The following is a 21332-nucleotide window of genomic DNA, read 5'->3' as shown; positions in this document are numbered from 1 at the left end:
AGTTCAGATGGCTTTGTCTCGCTCCCTCTGGGCGTTTATGGCAAAAACCACTGCTTTGACTTTTAACTGAGTGCTGAACAGTTAAAAGTTTAGGAGTTAGAGTTTTCGGAGGCAAAAGTTCGGAGTTTTCTCCATCTTTGGGTGCTTCCAAAACTCAGAACTCAGGACGGGCTAAACCCTAGCTATCCGCTAACATAACTCAGCACTGTTTAATGCCTGCTGCTTTTTCGCCACCTTTAACTGAATCATGACAGATCATACACGTAAACGCGTTGTTGTAACTGGTGTTGGCGCGATTACACCGATAGGTAACACAGCAACAGAATATTGGGATGGATTATTGAGTGGACGCAATGGCATTGACTACATCACATTTTTTGATGCGTCTAGCCATGATTGCCGCATTGCTGGTGAGGTAAAAAACTTTGATCCACATGATTACTTGGAGCGCAAAGATGCCAAGCGCATGGATCGATTTGCCCAATTTGGGGTTTCAGCAGCAAAACAAGCTATAGCTAACGCGCAGTTAGTTATTAATGAACTGAATGCAGAACAGGTAGGTGTCATGATCGGTTCTGGCGTTGGCGGCATTAAGGTATTAGAAGACCAGCAAACGATCTACCTCAACCGTGGGCCCGATCGCTGTAGTCCATTCATGATACCGATGATGATCGCTAATATGGCAGCAGGATTGACGGCAATTCACACGGGTGCTAAAGGGCCTAATTCCTGCCCTGTAACTGCCTGCGCTGCTGGATCTAATGCTGTAGGCGATGCGTTCCGCTTAATTCAAGGGGGATATGCCAAAGCAATGATTTGCGGCGGAACAGAGGCAGCTGTGACACCATTATCAATGGCTGGGTTTGCGGCCTGCAAAGCCCTTTCTTTTCGCAATGACGATCCGGCTCATGCTTGCCGCCCCTTTGACCGCGATCGCAACGGATTTATATTAGGTGAAGGTTCAGGAATTTTAATTCTAGAAGAACTGCAACACGCCCTAAGTCGCGGCGCTCACATTTATGCCGAAATGATCGGCTATGGTATGACCTGTGACGCATACCATATCACTTCCCCTGTCCCTGGCGGATTAGGTGCAGCGAGAGCCATAGAACTGGCGCTCAAAGATGCTAATATAACCCCCGAACAAATTAGCTACATTAATGCCCACGGCACTAGTACCCCGGCGAATGATTCAACTGAAACCTCAGCCATCAAAAAAGCCTTGGGAGAACACGCCTATAAGGTGGCAATTAGTTCAACCAAATCGATGACAGGTCATTTATTAGGCGGTTCTGGAGGTATTGAAGCTGTGGCAACAGTACTGGCGATCGCTAATGACCAAATTCCACCGACAATTAATCTGGAAAATCCCGATCCAGAATGTGACTTAGATTACGTGCCTAACTACAGCCGCGCTCAAAAAGTCGAGGTGGCAATATCCAATTCTTTTGGGTTTGGCGGTCATAATGTCACACTGGCCTTTAAGAAATACGTTTAAAAGAAGTCAGGAGGCAGGAGGCAGAAGGCAGAATTCAGAATTCTGAATTCTGAATTCAGTAGTTTAATCCGACTCTGCTCGTTTGCCCAATGCCCTTTGCCCAATGCCCCATGCCCAATGCCCAAAGTATCAGAAATATCATTCCGATATAACTTAAGCGTTCAGCATGACCCAATTATCAGCTTGATTTATCACCATAAACTCAGGAGATCCCGCTTGTCCATCGACAAGCGGGAGTGGGATGATGAGGATACTGTGGGGAATCTAAAATAACCCCAGCAAGAGAAGCTACGAAGAGTGCTAACCCGTCGTTAAAAACAAGAGATTATGACTGTTGCAACCCAATCCGCCAAAGAATTGTCCGTCGAAGAACTGGCTATTAACTCGATCCGCTTCTTGGCTATTGATGCCGTAGAAAAAGCAAAATCGGGACACCCAGGACTACCAATGGGCGCGGCTCCGATGGCTTTTGTCCTCTGGGATCGCTTTTTGAAGTTTAATCCCAAGAATCCCAAGTGGTTTAACCGCGATCGCTTTGTATTGTCTGCCGGTCATGGCTCGATGTTGCAGTACGCCCTACTGTACCTGACAGGCTACGATAGCGTCACCATTGAAGATATCAAACAATTCCGTCAATGGGAATCCAAAACCCCTGGACACCCCGAAAACTTCATGACCCCAGGCGTGGAAGTCACAACTGGCCCCTTGGGTCAAGGAATTGCCAATGGAGTTGGTTTAGCGATCGCCGAAGCGCACCTTGCCGCTAAATACAACAAACCTGATACCAAAATTGTTGACCATTACACTTACGTAATTTTAGGTGATGGTTGCAACATGGAAGGTATTTCTGGTGAAGCTGCTTCTTTCGCAGGACACTTGGGATTAGGCAAACTCATCGCTCTGTACGACGACAACCACATTTCCATCGACGGTTCCACAGATGTAGCATTCACCGAAGATGTTTCCAAGCGGTTTGAAGCTTACGGTTGGCACGTTCTCCACGTTGAAGACGGCAATACCGATTTAGCAGCGATCGCCAAAGCAATTGAAGAAGCTAAAGCTGTCACCGATAAACCATCAATGATTAAGGTGACAACCACAATTGGTTATGGTTCTCCCAACAAACAAAACACTGCTGGTATTCACGGTGCTGCTTTGGGTGGAGACGAAATAGCCTTGACTCGGAAAAATTTGGGTTGGGAATACGAGCCTTTTGATGTTCCACAAGAAGCCCTCAACCACACACGCAAAGCAGTTGAACGCGGCGCAGGTTACGAAACCGAATGGAACAAAACATTTGCCGACTACAAAGCTAAGTATCCCCAAGAAGCGGCTGAATTTGAACGCTACCTAAGCGGTAAGCTACCTGATGGTTGGGATAAGGTACTACCCACCTACAGCCCCGAAGACAAAGGATTGCCTACCCGCAAACACTCAGAAACCTGCCTCAACAAAATAGCGGCAGCTTTACCTGAATTGATTGGTGGTTCGGCTGACTTAACCCACTCCAACTTGACCGAAATCAAGGGCAAGGGCGACTTCCAAAAAGGTCACTACGAAAACCCCAACATCCACTTTGGTGTGCGGGAACATGCTATGGGCGCAATCTGTAATGGTATCGCGCTGCACAGTTCAGGATTAATTCCCTACGGTGCTACCTTCTTAATCTTCACAGATTATATGCGTGCTGCCATCCGCTTATCCGCTCTTTCTCAAGCTGGCGCGATTTGGGTGATGACTCACGATTCCATTGGACAAGGTGAAGATGGCCCCACACACCAACCCATTGAAACTCTGGCTTCTTTGCGAGCCATTCCTAATTTATTAGTGTTTCGTCCCGCAGACGGTAACGAAACCTCTGGTGCTTATAAAGTAGCGATCGAGAAAGCGAAGGAAAATGCTCCATCTCTATTGGCATTCACTCGTCAAAACGTCCCCAACTTGGCAGGTACATCAATTGAAGGCGTAGCGAAGGGTGGATACACCGTGGTGGATAGCGAGGGTACACCTGAAATCATCTTGATTGGTACTGGTTCAGAATTGAGCCTCGCCGTCGGCGCAGCCGAAAAACTCAAGGCTGAAGGTAAGAAAGTCCGTGTTGTTTCCCTACCTTCATGGGAACTCTTTGAAGCACAGGATGCAGCTTATAAAGAGTCTGTTCTACCAAAAGCAGTCACCAAGCGTTTGTCTGTAGAAGCTGCTAGCAGTTTCGGTTGGCACAAATATGTGGGTACTGAAGGCGATTGCGTTAGTATCGATCGCTTTGGTGCTTCGGCTCCAGGCAATGTTTGTCTAGAGAAGTTTGGCTTTAGTGTTGATAATGTGTTAGCAAAGGCTAAACAATTGTTGGGTTAATAGCAACAGAATATTCTCAAAATGTTGTGAGGTGGGCATCTTGCCCGCCTTTTTTTACGCGGAGGGAGATTGTTCATATAGCGATCGCCAAGGCAGCGCTCTTTTCTACTCGCCTTTAGATTCAGTATATAAATAGCCTATTGTCAAATACTAGTTAAATTAAATACTTGTAACTGATGTTTTTTGTTTCAAGAATTCAGAAGTCAGAATGGGCTAAACACCCTGCTACCGCTATCCGCCAGTCACACAGAATTAAATTCTGAATTCTGGCTCCTGACTCCTGAATTCTGTTTTGATAAATCAATAATTGAAAATTTTTTTGATCTGTGTGCTTTAATAGTGGGCGGCTTTTGTTCGTTCATGAATTTTCATCACACAAAACGATCACCGATGCTCCTCACACACAAAGAAAACCTTTTAAAATTTAGCTGGCTTCTACCCAGTTTCTTCAGCTTGTTCCTGTTTGGCTCCACTGTCAAAGCTGCTGCGATCGCTAATTGGCATTTTGATAGCAATCGTAATCATTTAGATTTTACGACAGACGAGAATATTCAACCCAAAGTACAATTACTTACCAATCCAACCCGTCTGGTAATTGATTTACCTGGAGTCAAACTAGGATATCCACAGACTAGTCAAAGAGTGGGGTTAGTAATTAAAGACATTAGCATCGGGCAGTTTAATGCAGATACTACCCGTATGGTAGTTACCTTAGCACCCAATTACACTTTCGACTTAGCACAGGTGAAGCTGCAAGAGGAATCTCTCAATCATTGGTCTGTGCAGTTACCCCAGCCGATACAATTGACTGCAACCCGTCCAAACATTTTAGAAATAACTCCGACTCAATCGAGTATTTCTCCAAGAGTAAGTGATAATAGCACTCTGTTTGCTGGCGTAATTCCAATGCATTCACCGATGAAAGCATTGGAACCGCAGATTAAAGCCTTGATGAATCGTTACAGCTTCCTGAAAACAGGAATGTTTTTCCTAGATTTGGATACTGGGGATTATTTGGATGTTGGGGGCGATCGCGTTTTCCCCGCAGCTAGTACGATTAAATTGCCAATTTTCATTGCCTTTTTCCAAGATTTAGATGCGGGTAAAGTCACCCTTCAGGAAAACCTGACTATGCGACGTGACTTAGTAACTAATGGTTCTGGAACTATGCAGTATGAGCGAGTTGGCAAGAAGTATACAGCTTTGGAAACCATCACTAAGATGATTACCATTAGTGACAATACCGCCACCAATATGGTTATCGATCGCTTAGGTGGAGCTACAAAACTAAATCAACGCTTCCGTAACTGGGGACTGAAAGATACAGTAATTCGGCATCTTTTAGCTGACTTGAGAGGAACCAACACCACAAGTTCTCAAGATATGGCGCGGGTGCTGGCTTTAGTTGTGAATAACAAGCTAGTTTCTCCACAAAGTCGGGAGCAAGCTTTGGATATTCTGCGTCACACTACAATTCACACACTGCTTCCCGCAGGTTTGGGGAAAGGTGCAGTCATAGCCAACAAAACCGGAGATATTGGGTTTCTCATCGGCGATGCCGGATTTGTGACTATGCCAAATGGAAAACGTTATTTAGCGGCTATCTTCGTCACACGTCCCTATAAGGACACTAGGGGGAGAGACTTTATTCGTCAAGTTTCCCAACTAGTTTACGATTATCTGAATCAGACAAATCCAGTCGCTGCGGTTGGTTCGTCTAACAGTGCTACGAGATAGAAAGCCATCAAAACCTTAACCCAAGCGTATTGGATTATAAGCGACTACTAGTGTCCGCTAATAAACTAAGCTCAGAACTCTTAACTTTCCTACTATACCCCGGTTAATCACTGGGGTTTATTTATTGCTGCTACTCAAAATAAAAAACCCCGCCATCAGGCGGGGAAAAATAAAGTTCAAAATTATCAATGGATAGTCAACAGTCTAGAAGGTGAAAGTTGTTCTGAGTGTACCGATAATTGCATCATCGTTAGCACTGCTCTGACCAGGAGAGGTCAACCAAATTACGCCAGGGGTAACAGAGATGTTATCCGATACGCGATACTTGTAGAAGCCTTCAAATTGATAAGGTACATCATTACCAGCAGCAACACCTACCCGGTTAAAGGAATAGGGCTGTGCACCAGCAAAGAAACCTAGAACGTTACCCTGTTTACCAAAATCAGCTAAAGCAACCCCAGCACCGTATGACCAAGCTTCATAATCATCACCTACACCGAAGCCAGTCACATCGTGGTAAGAGACGAAGCCACTAACGGATAGTTTGTCGCTGGGTCTAAAGGCAGCCGACACACCGTAGGAGTTGCTGGAAGCTGCACCTAGTAAAGCGTTAGATTGCTCAGTACCTACTGCAAAAGGTCTTGCTCCCAAAGCAGTGTTTACATCTGATGCCTCACCCGAGTCGAATAAAGCACCGCCTGCGCTATATCCGTGAACGTAAGTAGCAGCTAAGGCCAAGCGATCGCCAACACTAAAGTTCAACTGTCCTAAAGCAGCATAATCGCCGTTGGTCAGACCTTGACTAAGACCAGGATTATTAGCTTGGGATGCCAAGTAACCTGCGGTGATTGAGCTATTTCCTAAGATGCCGCCACCTTTACCAAGGGGTAGATTGAGCGCTATACCGGCACCGCCACCAATCCGATAGATGGGACTTTCAGAAGCAAAAGCAGACAAAGCGCCGTTACCGCCATCAGTGTTGTCGAAAAAGTAAGGATTGTTGACAGCAGCATAATGGCTGTGTCGTCCACCGCTAGCTGCCAAGTACACATTGGCTGGGCCTACAGGAACTTCATAGGTCAATCGGTCAATTCTGACACTGTTGTTACCAGTGCTACCAATTTCAAATGTTTGTGTGCCTTCAGCAGTGTTGATCAGACCGCCACCGTTGTCAACTTGTGTGAAAGCTGTTGCATTCCCTGCTGCGAGACGAGTATGTAAAATGTCTCTACCAGTGAAGCTGGTTTGCAAGTCTAAACGTACCCGATCTTGGAAGACTGTATTGTTGTTATCACCAGTGTTGCCGCCAAACACATCAGTAACGGCAAAAATGGCTTCACCGACAAGTTTTGTAGTGGTGGAGAACTGATTGGCTTCCAATTCAGCAGTCCGCGCTTCTAGGGAATCTACGCGACCGCGTAGGGTTGCCAATTCTGCGGAAAATTCTTCTTGTAAACGCTGTAGGGTAGCTAAATCTTGTTTCGTCACCAAGTCAGCTGTTGCTGTGGCAATCAACTCGTTAACGCGATCCAAACAGGCGTTCAAACCAGCAGCAAATTCATAACGGGTCAAAGCACGATTACCACGGTAAGTGGCATTCGGATAACCTGCAATACAACCATAGCGTTCAACCAAGGACTGCAATGCTTGGAATGCCCAGTCAGTGGGTTGTACGTCGGAAAATTGCGAAACCGATGTTACTTGAGACTGAGAGTTATTTTGGTTGCCTTCGTTGCTGTAACGATTAACTTGATCTATCGTTGTTTGAGCCAACAATTCTGGCTGTTGGACAACTTCAGCTACACCTACTTGTTTTACTGGTGATACTTCAGTGGTTGTGTTTGGAGCCGCGATCGCTGTTGTCGAAACTAACAACGTTGCTCCCAAAACTGCTGGGCTAACCACTAAGGATTTCCATAATAGATTAGACATTTTTTCTTTACTCCTCACACCTTGTTTAGATAATTGGTTTCGTTTCACCTAATTCTCGAAAATGCGACATCTCATCGAAACCTATGGATGAGGCATAATTGCCCTACTACAATTCTAGTTTTTGCAAAGCTAATAAACGATTAACTTAGGGTTAAAAACTGATGTGATTAACTTATGCAAAAACATATCTTTATATCATAACATTATAAAACATCTGATCTAGATGGCAAGATTGGAGCGATCGGCTTAATAACTGTCACACATAGCTATCTATATATCTAAGCAGGGAGTAAAGTTTAGGGCATTCAGTTCCTACTTGGCTAAATTGCTGAAAGTCTTCTATACTTAGCATCTTGCAGATAAAAATCACTTCTTACACTTAGCCTGTAGAAATTGCACACCAGTTGAAATCCACTGGCTCGGCTATAAAAAACGTAGCAAAGCCTTTCAGGAGGGTCGTTGCCTGGTATTTTTGGAATAAAAAACAAAATCAGGAATCAAGTTTTTTGAAACCCGCGCACTTTCAAGAAAAACGCATACCTTTACTCTCAATCAAGCTACGGGTTAGTTTTCCCTCATGAGTACAGATATGCGTGTTTTGTCTTTGTCGCTGTTACTTTACAGTCGCCTGGTGCAAGATATCAGAAGAAATCACTTATTTAATTTGAGAAATCGTCTGCGCTACATCAAAGTCTGCCTGTGTTAGTCCGCCTGCATCATGGGTTGTGAGTGTAATCTTCACTTTGTTGTAGGAAATCTCTATGTCTGGATGATGTCCTGCTGACTCAGCTGGTTCCACCAGTTTATTGACGAACTCAATTGCTTGGATAAAATCCTTGAATGTGCGAGTAATATACAACTTAGATTCTTCGACAGTCCAACCTGACAAAACCTTTGCCTGCTCTTGAATTTCCGTTTCCGTGAGTAGTTGTGTCATCTCAAAAAATTCCTACTTATATATTTGTTACATCTTGCATTTGACAGAAATAGACCTATTTAATTTTCCACATATACATCTAAAAGTATGGAAAATGCGTCTGTGTATATTTAAATCAGGCTTGGTAAATCTAATGCTGTAGCTCACATCGGGTCATACTCCAAGGTTTGATGCAAGATATTTTTAATTTTAAGAAAACTTAAACGCATTGGCTTTATCCATCGCGTGTATTGCTATCTAAGTTTTAAAAAGTCACCCATAAAAAACTATCCGCTCTGATCTGGATCGGATGATCTAAATCAGAGCGGTCTAGCGGGTCTTCAGGTTGCAACCAGACTGCCGGAAGGAACTCCGAGCTTGCCTAGCTACTTGAGCTAACTTAGTATCTCAAAGATGACTAAGGCTAACTTTTAGAGAACAGCCCCGGCACACAGCCGGCTAACTGCAACCTGATGACCCACGCATTTACTACTTTCTATCATGGGCATCACCTCCTTATTGCCTAAGCGGTCTTAGTTTTAAAAGGGCAGAGTATTTACTCTGGGTTTATAACCTTCACCTAACATAACACATAAATTTAGAGATATTAGCTATATATAAAAAAATCTCCCGCCTTTTGGTGGGAGATGACTGGAGAATGGGGAATATTGACACTTTTTTAGCTTATGCCAAGGAGATTATTTAATCTGGCTGATGTCAATTTTCGGCAACCATACAACTGATTCAAATCATGGTCAGCTTTTAATATTACAGAGCATTACCGCGAGGTAGAACTTCTTCAGGGAATACAAACTGTTCGTGGGGTTGATCTTGAGGAGCCATCCAAGCGCGGATACCCTCGTTCAGCAAAATGTTTTTGGTATAGAAGGTTTCAAACTCAGGGTCTTCCGCCGCCCGTAATTCTTGGGAGACGAAATCATAAGCTCGCAGGTTGAGTGCTAAACCGACGATGCCGACGGCACTCATCCACAAACCTGTGACTGGCACGAACAACATAAAGAAGTGCAACCAGCGTTTGTTTGAGAAAGCAATCCCGAAAATCTGTGACCAGAAACGGTTTGCTGTCACCATTGAATAGGTTTCTTCAGACTGGGTTGGATTGAAGGCGCGGAAGGTGTTAGCACCATCACCGTCTTCAAATAAGGTATTTTCAACTGTGGCCCCGTGAATGGCGCACAATAATGCACCACCCAATACACCAGCAACACCCATCATGTGGAAGGGGTTGAGTGTCCAGTTGTGGAAGCCTTGCAAAAATAGCAGGAACCGGAAAATTGCCGCTACGCCAAAGCTGGGTGCAAAGAACCAGCTTGATTGTCCCAAGGGGTACATCAGGAATACACTGACGAATACCGCAATAGGAGCTGAGAAGGCGAGGGCGTTATAAGGACGGATACCTACTAGACGCGCAATTTCAAATTGCCGTAACATGAAGCCAATCAAACCAAAGGCTCCGTGTAGGGCAACGAATGGCCACAAGCCACCCAGTTGGAACCAACGGGTGAGGTCGCCTTGGGCTTCTGGACCCCACAACAGCAATAGGGAATGTCCCATACTGTCGGCGGGGGTGGATACTGCCACTGTTAGGAAGTTAGCACCTTCTAGGTAGGAGGAGGCTAATCCGTGGGTATACCAAGAGGTGACGAAGGTGGTGCCGGTCAGCCAACCGCCTAGTGCTAGGAAGGCGCAGGGGAACAACAGTATCCCTGACCAACCTACGAATACGAAGCGATCGCGCTTGAGCCAGTCGTCTAGAACGTCAAACCACCCTCTACTGGGCGCACGTCCAACTGCGATGGTCATTAGAGCAAATCTCCAAATGTTTATAAGTACAGGTTGTATCTGTATTATAGATGGCTAAATAAAAGCCTTCTATAAGCAGAAAGTTAACCGGGTTGTTAACCAAGTTTACAATTTTTTACACACCTTTAATCATATTAGGTGTAAATCGCTAATTTTTCTAGGGGTTTTGTAATAAAAATTAATTTTTTATCCAAATGAGGTAGATAAAGCAGATGAGCAGAGAGGAAAGAGGTAATTTGAATTCTCCCCCTTGCTTCTGCACCCTGCCCCTCTGCCTCTTCCAATGCCCTTTTCCCTAGAATCACTCAGCTGACGCTAAAATGAGTCCACAGTTAAATTTGATTATTGCTAAATGTTTACCATCGATTTAAGCATCAGAAACACTGCTTTCCCTATTTCGGTACAACGTAAGTCAGCAGAGGATGCTGAGGCTGTCTATCAGCTAATTTTGGCAGCAATCCGTTCTGGGAATCCTGACATTGTGGAACTCAAGTGTGAAGGCAAGACAGAGAAAAAAATTGCTGTCCGCGCTAGTGAAATTTCTGGGGTGCAGATTGTTCAGAAAGATGGTACAACCCCTGGTGGTGGCAGACCACCTGGATTTTTCGCTGTAGCTGCTGAGTAACCAAGGTTGACAAATGGCTCAAGTGGGCATTGAGGTCAAGGATTTAAATTTCAGTTGGCCAAATGGAGAGAAAGTTATCAAATCTTGCTCTTTAGAAGTACCCAAGGGTGAGTTTTGGATGCTCTTGGGTACAAATGGCAGTGGAAAATCAACGTTACTTAGACTACTGGCGGGGTTATTGGCTCCTGAATCTGGGGAAATTCGGGTTTTGCACCCCGTTGGCTTTGTTTTCCAAAATCCAGATCATCAACTAGTGATGCCAACGGTTGGTGCTGATGTGGCTTTTGGATTGGTGGAAGAAAAGTTGCCACCTGCTGCCACTAGAGCCAGGGTTGAGGAGGCGCTGGGAGCGGTGAATTTGCTTACCCTCCAACGACGACCTATTTATGCACTCTCTGGGGGACAGAAACAACGAGTGGCGATCGCAGGTGCGATCGCCCGTCGCTGTGAAGTCTTATTATTAGATGAACCCACTGCCTTACTAGATCCAGATAGCCAGTTAGATTTAGTTGCTAGTGTCCGTCGCCTTGTCAAAAGTCGAGGGATAACAGCCTTGTGGGTAACACATCGATTAGACGAGTTAAATTACTGTGACGGCGCTTTTTTGCTAGAAAAAGGCTTTCTGGTAGATAAAGGTGAAGCCCAACGCCTTAAACAACGTCTGATGGAGGTACACAGCGAAGCCTCCTAATTAAGTGCTGTTAGCGATAGCGGGGCGTTTAGCCCGTGCTGAGTAATGAGTGCTGAGTGAATAAGTACAATGAATTGTACTTAGCACTACTGAAATACTACTAAAAAAGAACTGTAACGCGCCTTTATTTAAAAGGCGCGTTTTAAGTTGGTGCGTCTATCTTAGGTTGTAGTTTTGTGAGGTTGCCGTATTTTTTATTCTATGTAGCATAGTGTTACAGACAATGCATCAATTATTATAAAACTTATGAATGAATTTTGTTAACTCTAGAAAATTGTGATTAAAAACCATGCCCCGTTCCTTACTCCAAGCCGTTTTGTTAGTGGACGGCTACAATATAATAGGCGCTTGGCCTTGCCTTAAAAAAACGCGTGATAGCGTTGGATTAGAGGCCGCACGGGGCGAACTTGTGGAAGCAATGACTGGTTATAGTGCGTTTCAAGGTTATACAACTCAGATAGTTTTTGATGCCCAATATCAGAATTCTTCTAGCAATAAAGAAATAATTACTGAGCTTTTATCAGTTTATTACACTGATTTTGGGCAGACAGCAGATACTTATATTGAAAAATCCTGTGCTTCTTTTCGTCACCAAATAGCCCAATCTTTAATTTCTCGTGTGATTGTTGCTACATCAGATCGGGCGCAGCAGTTGATGATACAGGGGTATGGGGCTGAATGGTTGTCGGCGCAACAACTTTGTGGGGAAGTGGAAGCTACTGTCTGCCGGATGCGACAAAAGTATCATACGCGCAAACAATCGAAGAGTAGATTTTTAGCTAATGCTATTGATGCTAAAGCACGGCAGCGTCTGGCTGAATTACGAATGGGATTACAGTAGATATTTAGTATCTAAGAGTCTCTGCTTAAGTTCCTGAATGGATTTTGGCTACAAAAATTATCTAAATTAAGCATCTAAAAAAAATATTGGCGAAAGTACTTGCCAAATCTTATTTTTAGCCCTAAGATTATAAATCGTGAGTGGTCCTCAGTAGCTCAGTGGTAGAGCGATCGACTGTTAATCGATTGGTCGCTGGTTCGAATCCAGCCTGGGGAGTTTATCAATTTTGGATTTTAAATTTTGGATTCTAGATTATCCATTACAGACTTATGGCCGCTTGACTCGGCTGTGACGTTTCTGAATCATGGGTCTTTTGGTGCTTGTCCTAAACAAGTGCTGGAGTTTCAACAAAGATTGCGATCGCAACTCGAACAGGAACCCCTACGCTTTTTTGGTAGAGAGTGGGAACCTCTGCTAGACGATGCCAGAAGTAAGTTGGCGGCGTTTGTGGGTGCTGATGTGCAGGATTTGGTATTTGTCCCCAATGCGACGACTGGCGTTAATTCGGTGTTAAGGTCGCTGACATTTTCACCAGAGGACGAAATACTTACAACTAACCACGAATATAATGCTTGCCGCAATGCACTTGATTTTATTGCCAGTCGCACTGGTGCGCGGGTGGTGGTGGCAAAAGTTCCTTTCCCGATTGACTCGCCACAGCAAGTAATCGCAGCGGTAATTGAGCGAGTTTCACCAAAAACCCGATTAGCACTTTTGGATCATGTTACCAGCCAGACAGGGTTAATCTTCCCGATTCAAGAGTTGGCGAAGGAGTTGCAACAACGGGGTGTAGATACGTTGATAGATGGAGCACATGCGCCTGGAATGATTCCCCTCGATTTGCGAGAGATTGGGGCAACTTATTACACGGGAAATTGTCATAAATGGCTGTGTGCGCCCAAAGGGGCAGCATTTTTGTATGTGCGGCGAGATAAACAGTCAGAAATTCGTCCTCTGACAATTAGCCACGGGACAAATTCGCCACGCACTGATAAAAGCCGCTTTCAGTTGGAATTTGACTGGACAGGTACAGACGATCCTACAGCTTATATGTGTGTGCCAGAAGCGATCGCTTTTATGGGTTCGTTGCTACCTGGTGGGTGGAGAGAATTGAGACAGCAAAATCATCAGCTAGTGTTGCAGGGAAGACAGCTAATTTGTGAAGCGTTGGAAGTGCAGCCGCCTTGTCCAGAAGAGATGATTGGTTCAATGGCGGTTGTGCCAATGCCTGCGACTTTGGAAAAACGCGATTTCATGTCTATACATGATGAATTGTTTGATAAGTTTGGTATTCAAGTGCAGGTGATGCCGTGGCCGGAAAAACCTCGGCTGTTGGTAAGGATTTCGGCACAGATTTACAATACTTTAGAGCAGTATGAGTATTTGGCAAAGGTGTTAAAGGGATTGTGCTGTTAATCTAGTTTAGGAAACTAGCGATCGCATTAAGAGTCTGTTCTGCACTCTTAGCAGTAAACATTGGGCCAGCAGCCAAATAAATATTCTTGTCAGATACCAAGTTTAAGACAATATTGTAGCTGGTTGAACTTGTGCCTGTTACTGTGTCAATTGCGACTGCATCCATATTCAGCCCTGATATTTCTGAAAGTTTAGCTTCAACTACTTCTTTACCGAACCAACCTTCACGTTTAATAGTTGCTTTGTCAAGGGTTTTATCGAAAATGCAAATAATTGTGCCATTCATCAGCATATAAATAATGCAAACAGCACCACTTGCAATCAAAAATAAACCTAGAGGATAAGTCCACAAACGACTATCTTCATGAATCGCTAATTTTGCTTCTCGTGAGTTTTTAAGATAGGCATTAATTTGTGCAGCCTTAGATTCCTTCTGAGTGCTGTTTGCATTTACTAAATCTATCGGAATTGAACCATTACTTGTCACAAGTACCAAGGGATAACTATTCCCAGCAGTCGTACTAGTGTCTAGTTTTGCACCTATCACCTCTTTGAGATTCCAAGTTTTAACTTGAGATTTTAAAATACTTTTGGTGATTAATTGGCAACTTTCTTGGGTGGGTTCAACCCGATTACAAGTAAAAGTAGTTGTCTTTGCCAGTGTCGTTATCAACAAAACGCCTCCTGCTATAAAGAATCCGCCAAAGAACCAGTAGAGGATGGCTGCTGGCTTAAGTTGTAGTTTTAATAATGTTGAAGTTTGCTCTAAGATTTTGAGTTTCATTGTTGTAACTGTAATCTTTACTCAAAGCAGCCTACACATAAAATTTAGATTTCCGTATCACAGATTGAAATGATTTAGTTTTAAATCTCGTGTTAAAAAGCTTTGTGGCTTGTCATGATATGGCAAAACCACATACCCAAGAACTAGATCGCAAAGACATTATCGGGCTAGTGCTATTCTTTTAGGTGATTGCACTTAAATTGCTGAAACTAGGATAACGCTTTACATGACTTCTGGAGCGCTGCCTGCCAATCCTTTTGTAGCTGCGGGGATGATTGAAGACCCCAGGCTGTTTGTCGGTCGTAAAGATGAATTACACGCGATCGCATCTCGGATGAAGGGCGATCAGCCTACAAGTATTAATATAGTTGGTGAGAAGCACATTGGTAAATCTTCGTTGCTGCATTATTTCGTTCGGACTTGGCAGCAGCGAGTATTAAACAACAGCAGTAATTATGTGGTAATTTACCTACCGTTAAGGGGTGTAGATTGCCAAACTGAAACGGGTTTCTATGAGGCTGTAGCGGAAGGTTTACTGAGTCACGTTCCGGGATGGCAACAACGCAATCTGCAAAATTGTTGGAAGACTAAACCGCTTAATCGGCAAGCATTTTCAGATGCGGTTAAGCAATGGAAACAGCAAGGAAAGCTACCCGTCCTCTGTTTGGATGATTTTGAAAGCCTTTTGAAACATCCCGATAAATTCGATAATGGATTTTATGACAATTTGCGATCGCTGATGGATAGCAACGCCTTGATGCTAGTGGTGGCTTCGCGTAAAAAACTGGATGTTTATGCTAATGAGCATCGATTTGTCTCTAGTTTTTTTAATATTGGTCACACTATTTCTTTGAAAGAACTAACTACAGATGAGGCTATTGAACTGTCGCGCTTACCAACTCGCTCTACAATTGGTGCTGCTTTGAGTGTAGATGAACAGAATCATGCCCAGCAATGGGGCGATCGTTATCCTTACAAGTTGCAATTGGCTGGTTACTATTTGTGGGAAGCACGTCAACAAGGCAAGGCAATCAAGTGGGCGAAAAAGCAGTTTGAACAACAGCTTGCAGATCCTAAATCCAAAGCGAAGGGACAGGGATGGCAATTATGGCTGCATTGGTTAGTTTGGGATTTACCAGTGCGTCTAGGTAGAATAGCCAAGTTTATTGGTGGGGCTGTTGATGATGTGAGCAACTGGATTATCGGGATGGTAATTCTGCTTTTGCTCGTTTTGGTTTTGGTGGGTGTGCTGCACTGGAATGAAGTTTGGGATTTTGTGCGTGACAAGTTGGGGATAAATTAGCCATGAGTAACAAATCGCCAACATCAGGCTTTTGGAACTATGTGGCTGAATGCGTGCGCCTGATGTATTGGATTTACTTTAAGCCTTTTACCTTTAAACGTTGGCTGCGCGATATTCATCCAGAACTGAAGCCGAGAGATAATCCCTTTGATAAACAGGCTGAGTTTCGCGCTAACCCCCGCTTGCATCGTTATGCTGGGCAAGTTTGGTGGCTAATTGCTGTAGTTCCAATGGTTGCTGTATTGCTGGTGGCACCAGTTTACACCCTGATTAGTGGTGAATCATTTGACTGGTTCATAAGCTGTTTTTTTTTGGTGGGCTGGTTTATAGGAAGGGTTGTAGACCGTGGTGGTAATAAAAATAGCCTAGTTATTTTGCTTGTTGCTGTCCTTACCATGTTTTTTGCAGCAAGATTTTTATCATCAGGCGTGGCGTTCGACGTGGCATTCGGCGTGGCATTCGGCGTGATGTTCGACGAGGTGTTCAACGTGGCAGGAGACTTGCCATTCGGCGTGGCGGCAGGTGTGGCGGGAGTCATGGCGTTCGGCGTGGCGTTCGGTGTGGCGGGAGGCGTGGTGTTTGACGTGGCGTTCGACGTGGCGGGAGGCGTGGCGGGAGGCGTGGCGAGAGGCGTGGCGTTTGACGTGGTATTCCGCATATTGATAGGCGTGGTGTTTATTTTCGGCGCATTGTCGGTTTACTTCTGGTTAACAGAATTACTGTGGATACTCACCTTGTTTTTGTTGTTTCCCAATGGAAAGCGGGTAAATTGTTTGCGATATCTGCCACCTCGCTTTGATGAATTGATTATTTTGCCTCTGCCTTTGATGGATGTGATGATTGTAGAGGCTTATCGAAACAACCCAACTGCTGCCTGTGAAACTATTGATTATCTAATCTCTTCTACCAACCAGCAAAAAGTTGCAGCACAGGCAATTTCTGGTATTGCTGGAGATATTCTCAATCGTTGTCAGAGGTTGAGCGATATTGTGGAGATTGCTAACCAACTAGCGTGGATTCCTTCACCAGCACCAAAAGAACTTGGCATTGTACTGCCCCAATTTTTGGATATTAGTCAAAATGTACGGGCATCACAAGAAGCAACTTCACTTTATCGTCAATATGAATTACTGAACATTCCCATCACTGCCTTACGCCAACTGGCGCAAAGTCTAGCTTTGACAAAAAATGCTCGCGTTGCTGTTTCTTTTGGCAACACTGCACAAAGCTGGCTAACTATATTAGAAACGGCGCAGCGCACTTTAAACGAACAGGCACAGCAATCAAAAGAAATTCGGCAAGTTTATATTGCTGGTAACTCATTAGACCCGGAAACAGCGAAGAATCGTTTCAAAGGGCGAAGGGACATATTTAAGGAAATCGAATCTTTGACACTTTCTGAGCAACCGCCAGTGTTGTTACTCTATGGTGGGCGGAGGACAGGGAAAACTTCAGCGCTGAAATATCTACCTTACAGAATACAAGCAAATATTGTACCTTTGCTGGTAGATTTACAAGGTGCAGCATCAGCTACAACTCTTAAAGGATTGGCTGAAAATTTAGCTCAACAAATTATCGAAGCTGCACGGCGATTACCCCGCAGAGTCTACTTGCCTAATCCAGATGCCAATAAACTAGCTGAAGATCCATTTCCCGCGCTGCAAACTTGGTTAGCAGAAATAGAACGCAACAACTCCGGTAAGCAATTTCTGCTCTGTTTGGATGAGTATGAACGCCTGAGTGAAGTAGTGGAAGCAACAAGCAGCCGTGCGCCACTCAATTTTATTCGTAACCTGCTGCAACACCAACGCAAGTGGATTTTACTTTTTAGTGGTTCACAGGAGTTATCTGAACTTGATGATTACTGGAGTGACTATCTAATTAACACCCGTGCTTTGCGAATGACTTACCTGCACGAGTTAGAAGCCCGCGATTTGATTCAACAGCCAGTAGAGAACTTCAGCGATATTTATGAACCAACTGCTGTAGATGAAATTATCCAACTTACTCGCTGTCAACCTTATCTGGTTCAGTTGGTGTGTTATGAGGTGGTGGAGTTGCTAAACCGCGATATCAGAAGAAACAGGCGAGAAGCAGATACAGCAAAAGCAACTGCACAGGATGTTAAAGAAGTTATACCCGTTGTGCTTGAGCGAGGCGATCAGTATTTTCGGGAATTATGGAAGAGTTTAGCAGATAGCGATCGCTCTCTCCTACGTCGGATAATCTACGGGGAAACTCCCACGCAGCAAGACAAAGGTGTTATTCGCAAACTAACGCGGAAAGAAATTTTGACTCCAGAAGGCAATGCTTTTCAAGTGCCTTTGGTACAAAAATATATAGAACAGTTGCTAGAAGAAGAGTAATATAACAGTCCTATAGTGGTTCTCGCTTGGGTGCAGTACATTTTTGACTTCTCTCCTAAAAGGCTACGGTGTACACACATCTTTCTAGAAAACCAAAATTGTCTTAGATCCCCCTAAATCCCCCTTAAAAAGGGGGACTTTAAGAGCTTTTTGCCCCCCAATTTATCGGGGGGTTGGGGGGATCAAAAGCTTGTGGCGCAACTTTTGAAGACTTGTGTGTACACCGTAGCTCCTAAAAGGAGAAAGACTTTGAATCTTACTCCCCAACGCTAGAAGGGAAGGGGCTGGGGGTTAGGTCTGTATTCCATGCAAATGTCGCTACAGTCATGACGGAAGTTACTACAGCCTGCGCGAAACACGAAAACGTCAAAGCAGAAGTTACTACAGCTTGCGCGAAACACGGAAACGTCAAAGCAGAAGTTGCTACAGCTTGCGCGAAACACGAAAACGTTAAAGCAGAAGTCGCTACAGCTTGCGCAAAACACGGAAACGTCAAAGCAGAAGTCGCTACAGCTTGCGCAAAACACGGAAACGTTAAAGCGGAAGTTACTACAGGGAAGGCAGAAGTTGCTACAGATACAACAAATGTCGCTACCGTTGCAGCTTTGGGCTGTAGTAGCTTTTTATAGCACTTGCAAGCCTATTGCCTATTGCCTATTGCCTGTTCCCTGCTATAAATTCAAATTAACTATGAAATATCACAGTCAGTAGAGGTAGGAACGCCAACAGAAAGCCATGCCAAGATTGCAATTGAGCTTCTGGTGTTGGTTCTGGTGGTGCTAATAAAGCTTCTACTCTTTGTTCTAAACGATCTGCACCAGAGGAACCTAATGCAGCACAGCAAATTTCCGATAAGACGGGGCCACTACTAACTACTAATAAAAGTGATTCCGCTAACACCAGAGGGTCTACTTGCAATGCAGCATAACCGTCAGCACGGAGTTCGCGCAAAGCTAACAGTTCTTCCCACAAAGGCTCTGTATTCGGCAACCATGCTGTGCAGGAACGCACCCAACCCAACCAAAAAAACCAGAACGTATCCCTATAATGGTGATGCCCTTGCTCATGGGCTAAGACGCTTTCTAAATGAGCAGGTGAGAGAGTTTGCACTAATCCTTGACTAACCACTAGTTCTGGTTGCCAAAAACCGATTTGACCGGCGAACAACGCGCCCGTTTGCAACAGTCTGGCTCGTCTATCGCCAACATTCACTAAAGGACAATTACGGGCAGATTCTACAGACTGCCAACCCTGGAAGGCAAGTTTAATGCATGAAATGGCAAAAAATGCCAAATAAATTAATGCTAGTAAATAGCTAATTGAGCCTGTATACATCCCGCCCATTTGTCCTTGAGGCCCCATGAACAGCACAGCGATCGCAGTCATGAAAATTAGCAAGGGTGGGAAGAGGAACAAAAATAGCGATCGCTGCCACCGCAGATTCCAATTACCTTGGTGTTGATTCCAAGTGGATCTTAACCACCAAGCAACTGCCAAAGAATTCAAAATCATTATTAGATGCATCATTTTTCCTCCCTGGCCTGGCGTGCAGATTGAATACGTTTGGCGATCGCTGCTATTTGCTCACTAGCTGCTTCATCCAGACTATCAGCAAAAGCTGCAACAACATCGGGGTTCCCCACTGCCAGAAATCGCTGTAACTGCTCATGAGCTTTGATGACATCTGATTGCTGCTTACTCAGCATTGGCCGCCAATAGAATGCTCGCTCTTTTTTATCGCAGGCTAACCAACCTTTATCAGTGAGGCGACGTAAAACGGTGGTGACAGAAGTATAGGCTAATTCGCGGTTGGGATCAGTCAAAATGCGATCGTGTACATCCTTGACTGTGGCTGAACCAAGTTCCCAGATGATATTTAAAATTTCCGCTTCCAAGGGGCCTAAAGATAGTTGTTTAGGGCGGTAGTCGGGTAAAGGTGCCATAGCGATTTCGATTTGAGATTTTGGATAAGCGGAGTGGAGGTGAAAATTTCGGTTTTTGTTTGGCAAGGTTAGTCAGTATGCGTAGTGGTGCTAACTTGGAATGCCAAATACAGTTTTAGAAAGCCTGTTCTTGTTTTACATTACAGGATAATGCAGTAAGTCTGAAAGTCTATAAGCATGAAAGTAGACTTTTTGAGTGTTTATTATATATTGAATGGGTTGCATAGTGCATTCTGATGCTAAAAAAATCCCTGAGAGTAATTGTAACTATAGTTAGTGTCACCAACTGGGTAGAATGTTATTTGCGGAAGTTGTATTAAAGCAGGTGTATCCAGCACGTGAAGCTATTTGTATACCACACTCCTGAATTGACTCCAACGGGTAAAGCGCCAGAATGTGCGATCGCAGTCGATGTTTTGCGGGCTACCAGCACAATAGCGACAGTTTTGGCAGCTGGAGGCGAAGCTGTACAAGTATTCAGCGATTTAGATAAGTTAGTTGAAGTTAGCGAAAAATGGCCCGCTGAAAAACGGCTGCGAGCTGGAGAACGCGGTGGCGCGAAAGTACCTGGCTTTGAGTTGGGTAACTCTCCCCTCGATTGCACACCAGAATTAGTGCAGGGGCGACGGTTGTTTATCAGTACCACTAATGGCACTCGTGCCTTACAACGGGTACAAGACTCCCCAAATCTCTTAGCAGCTGCCTTGATTAACCGGGCGGCGGTAGTGCAATTTCTCCTAGAAAAACAACCAGAGACAGTGTGGATTGTCGGTTCCGGTTGGGAAGGTAGTTTTTCTTTAGAGGATACAGTTTGTGCGGGTGCGATCGCTCATAGTATTTTACAACAAACACAGTTGTCACCAGAAGAACTAGCTGGTAACGATGAAGTGGCTGGTGCGATCGCTCTTTACTCTCAGTGGCAAGATAATTTATTAGGATTATTCCACCAAGCTAGTCACGGACAACGATTGTTGCGTCTTGACTGTCTAGATGATTTAAAATATTGTTCCCAAACTGATATTTTAGATGTTTTGCCCATACAACAAGAGACGGGAGTTTTAAAAAGAGGATAGGGAATGGGGAATGGGGAATGGGGAGCAG

At 44.4% G+C, this 21332-nt stretch carries 17 protein-coding genes and 1 tRNA gene; 12 read left to right on the top strand and 6 right to left on the bottom strand.

The window, feature by feature from the left end:
* The first annotated feature begins 247 nt into the window (after positions 1-247).
* From fabF to G1O98_RS18135, 3 genes are all read left to right on the top strand, one after another.
* Positions 248-1498 carry a beta-ketoacyl-ACP synthase II gene (gene fabF, locus G1O98_RS18145; RefSeq protein ID WP_163930239.1) on the top strand — a complete coding sequence of 417 codons (1251 nt, stop codon included), beginning with the start codon at positions 248-250 and terminating at the stop codon, positions 1496-1498.
* 327 nt (positions 1499-1825) lie between these two features.
* The gene (tkt, locus tag G1O98_RS18140) at positions 1826-3853 is read left to right on the top strand and encodes a transketolase (RefSeq protein WP_163930236.1); all 2028 of its coding nucleotides are present in this window, start codon (positions 1826-1828) and stop codon (positions 3851-3853) included.
* A gap of 390 nt (positions 3854-4243) precedes the next feature.
* Positions 4244-5590 carry a serine hydrolase gene (locus G1O98_RS18135; protein WP_175586746.1) on the top strand — a complete coding sequence of 449 codons (1347 nt, stop codon included), beginning with the start codon at positions 4244-4246 and terminating at the stop codon, positions 5588-5590.
* A gap of 204 nt (positions 5591-5794) precedes the next feature.
* Here the strand turns inward: G1O98_RS18135 and G1O98_RS18130 are convergent, their stop codons facing one another.
* From G1O98_RS18130 to psbD, 3 genes are all read right to left on the bottom strand, one after another.
* A complete protein-coding gene (locus tag G1O98_RS18130) occupies positions 5795-7522 on the bottom strand; it encodes an iron uptake porin (RefSeq protein ID WP_163930235.1) in 1728 nt (575 codons plus the stop codon).
* 655 nt (positions 7523-8177) lie between these two features.
* Positions 8178-8459 (bottom strand): 4a-hydroxytetrahydrobiopterin dehydratase, encoded by a 282-nt coding sequence (locus tag G1O98_RS18125; protein ID WP_114085681.1) that lies wholly within the window; start codon positions 8457-8459, stop codon positions 8178-8180.
* A 747-nt stretch (positions 8460-9206) separates the two neighbouring features.
* The gene (gene psbD, locus G1O98_RS18120) at positions 9207-10262 is read right to left on the bottom strand and encodes a photosystem II D2 protein (photosystem q(a) protein) (RefSeq protein ID WP_012409998.1); all 1056 of its coding nucleotides are present in this window, start codon (positions 10260-10262) and stop codon (positions 9207-9209) included.
* Between the two features lie 352 nt (positions 10263-10614).
* Between psbD and G1O98_RS18115 the strand changes: the two genes are divergently transcribed.
* The 5 genes from G1O98_RS18115 (at position 10615) to G1O98_RS18095 (ending at position 13835) form a co-directional block, all read left to right on the top strand.
* A complete protein-coding gene (locus tag G1O98_RS18115; protein WP_012410874.1) occupies positions 10615-10887 on the top strand; it encodes a hypothetical protein in 273 nt (90 codons plus the stop codon).
* A gap of 13 nt (positions 10888-10900) precedes the next feature.
* Positions 10901-11578 carry an ABC transporter ATP-binding protein gene (locus G1O98_RS18110; protein ID WP_163930233.1) on the top strand — a complete coding sequence of 226 codons (678 nt, stop codon included), beginning with the start codon at positions 10901-10903 and terminating at the stop codon, positions 11576-11578.
* 289 nt (positions 11579-11867) lie between these two features.
* Positions 11868-12419 (top strand): NYN domain-containing protein, encoded by a 552-nt coding sequence (locus tag G1O98_RS18105; RefSeq protein WP_114082779.1) that lies wholly within the window; start codon positions 11868-11870, stop codon positions 12417-12419.
* Positions 12420-12563: 144 nt separating this feature from the next.
* A tRNA-Asn gene (locus G1O98_RS18100) sits at positions 12564-12635 on the top strand.
* Between the two features lie 24 nt (positions 12636-12659).
* Positions 12660-13835, top strand: a complete 1176-nt coding sequence (locus tag G1O98_RS18095) for an aminotransferase class V-fold PLP-dependent enzyme (protein WP_175586745.1) — start codon at positions 12660-12662, stop codon at positions 13833-13835.
* 1 nt (position 13836) lies between these two features.
* Here G1O98_RS18095 and G1O98_RS18090 read toward each other — a convergent pair whose 3' ends face one another.
* Complete coding sequence (locus G1O98_RS18090; RefSeq protein ID WP_163930231.1) at positions 13837-14619, bottom strand: hypothetical protein; 783 nt, start codon at positions 14617-14619, stop codon at positions 13837-13839.
* A 226-nt stretch (positions 14620-14845) separates the two neighbouring features.
* Here G1O98_RS18090 and G1O98_RS18085 point away from each other — a divergent pair, with 226 nt between their 5' ends.
* From G1O98_RS18085 to G1O98_RS18075, 3 genes are all read left to right on the top strand, one after another.
* The gene (locus G1O98_RS18085; protein WP_163930228.1) at positions 14846-15922 is read left to right on the top strand and encodes an ATP-binding protein; all 1077 of its coding nucleotides are present in this window, start codon (positions 14846-14848) and stop codon (positions 15920-15922) included.
* A gap of 2 nt (positions 15923-15924) precedes the next feature.
* The gene (locus tag G1O98_RS18080) at positions 15925-18288 is read left to right on the top strand and encodes an ATP-binding protein (RefSeq protein ID WP_163930226.1); all 2364 of its coding nucleotides are present in this window, start codon (positions 15925-15927) and stop codon (positions 18286-18288) included.
* 326 nt (positions 18289-18614) lie between these two features.
* The gene (locus G1O98_RS18075) at positions 18615-18917 is read left to right on the top strand and encodes a hypothetical protein (protein WP_163930224.1); all 303 of its coding nucleotides are present in this window, start codon (positions 18615-18617) and stop codon (positions 18915-18917) included.
* A 55-nt stretch (positions 18918-18972) separates the two neighbouring features.
* Here the strand turns inward: G1O98_RS18075 and G1O98_RS18070 are convergent, their stop codons facing one another.
* Both G1O98_RS18070 and G1O98_RS18065 read right to left on the bottom strand, forming a co-directional pair.
* Positions 18973-19812, bottom strand: a complete 840-nt coding sequence (locus tag G1O98_RS18070) for a M56 family metallopeptidase (RefSeq protein WP_163930260.1) — start codon at positions 19810-19812, stop codon at positions 18973-18975.
* Positions 19812-20231 (bottom strand): BlaI/MecI/CopY family transcriptional regulator, encoded by a 420-nt coding sequence (locus tag G1O98_RS18065; protein ID WP_094329782.1) that lies wholly within the window; start codon positions 20229-20231, stop codon positions 19812-19814. The genes G1O98_RS18070 and G1O98_RS18065 overlap by 1 nt, the downstream gene beginning before the upstream one ends.
* A gap of 338 nt (positions 20232-20569) precedes the next feature.
* Between G1O98_RS18065 and G1O98_RS18060 the strand changes: the two genes are divergently transcribed.
* Positions 20570-21304, top strand: coding sequence for a 2-phosphosulfolactate phosphatase family protein (locus G1O98_RS18060; RefSeq protein WP_163930222.1), 735 nt, complete (start codon positions 20570-20572; stop codon positions 21302-21304).
* Positions 21305-21332: the final 28 nt, after the last annotated feature.

Origin of the sequence: Nostoc sp. UIC 10630 (assembly GCF_010747425.1) — a bacterium.
Classification (GTDB): domain Bacteria; phylum Cyanobacteriota; class Cyanobacteriia; order Cyanobacteriales; family Nostocaceae; genus Nostoc.
Note: the sequence above shows the minus strand (reverse complement) of the source record. Positions and strands in the feature narration are given on the sequence as shown.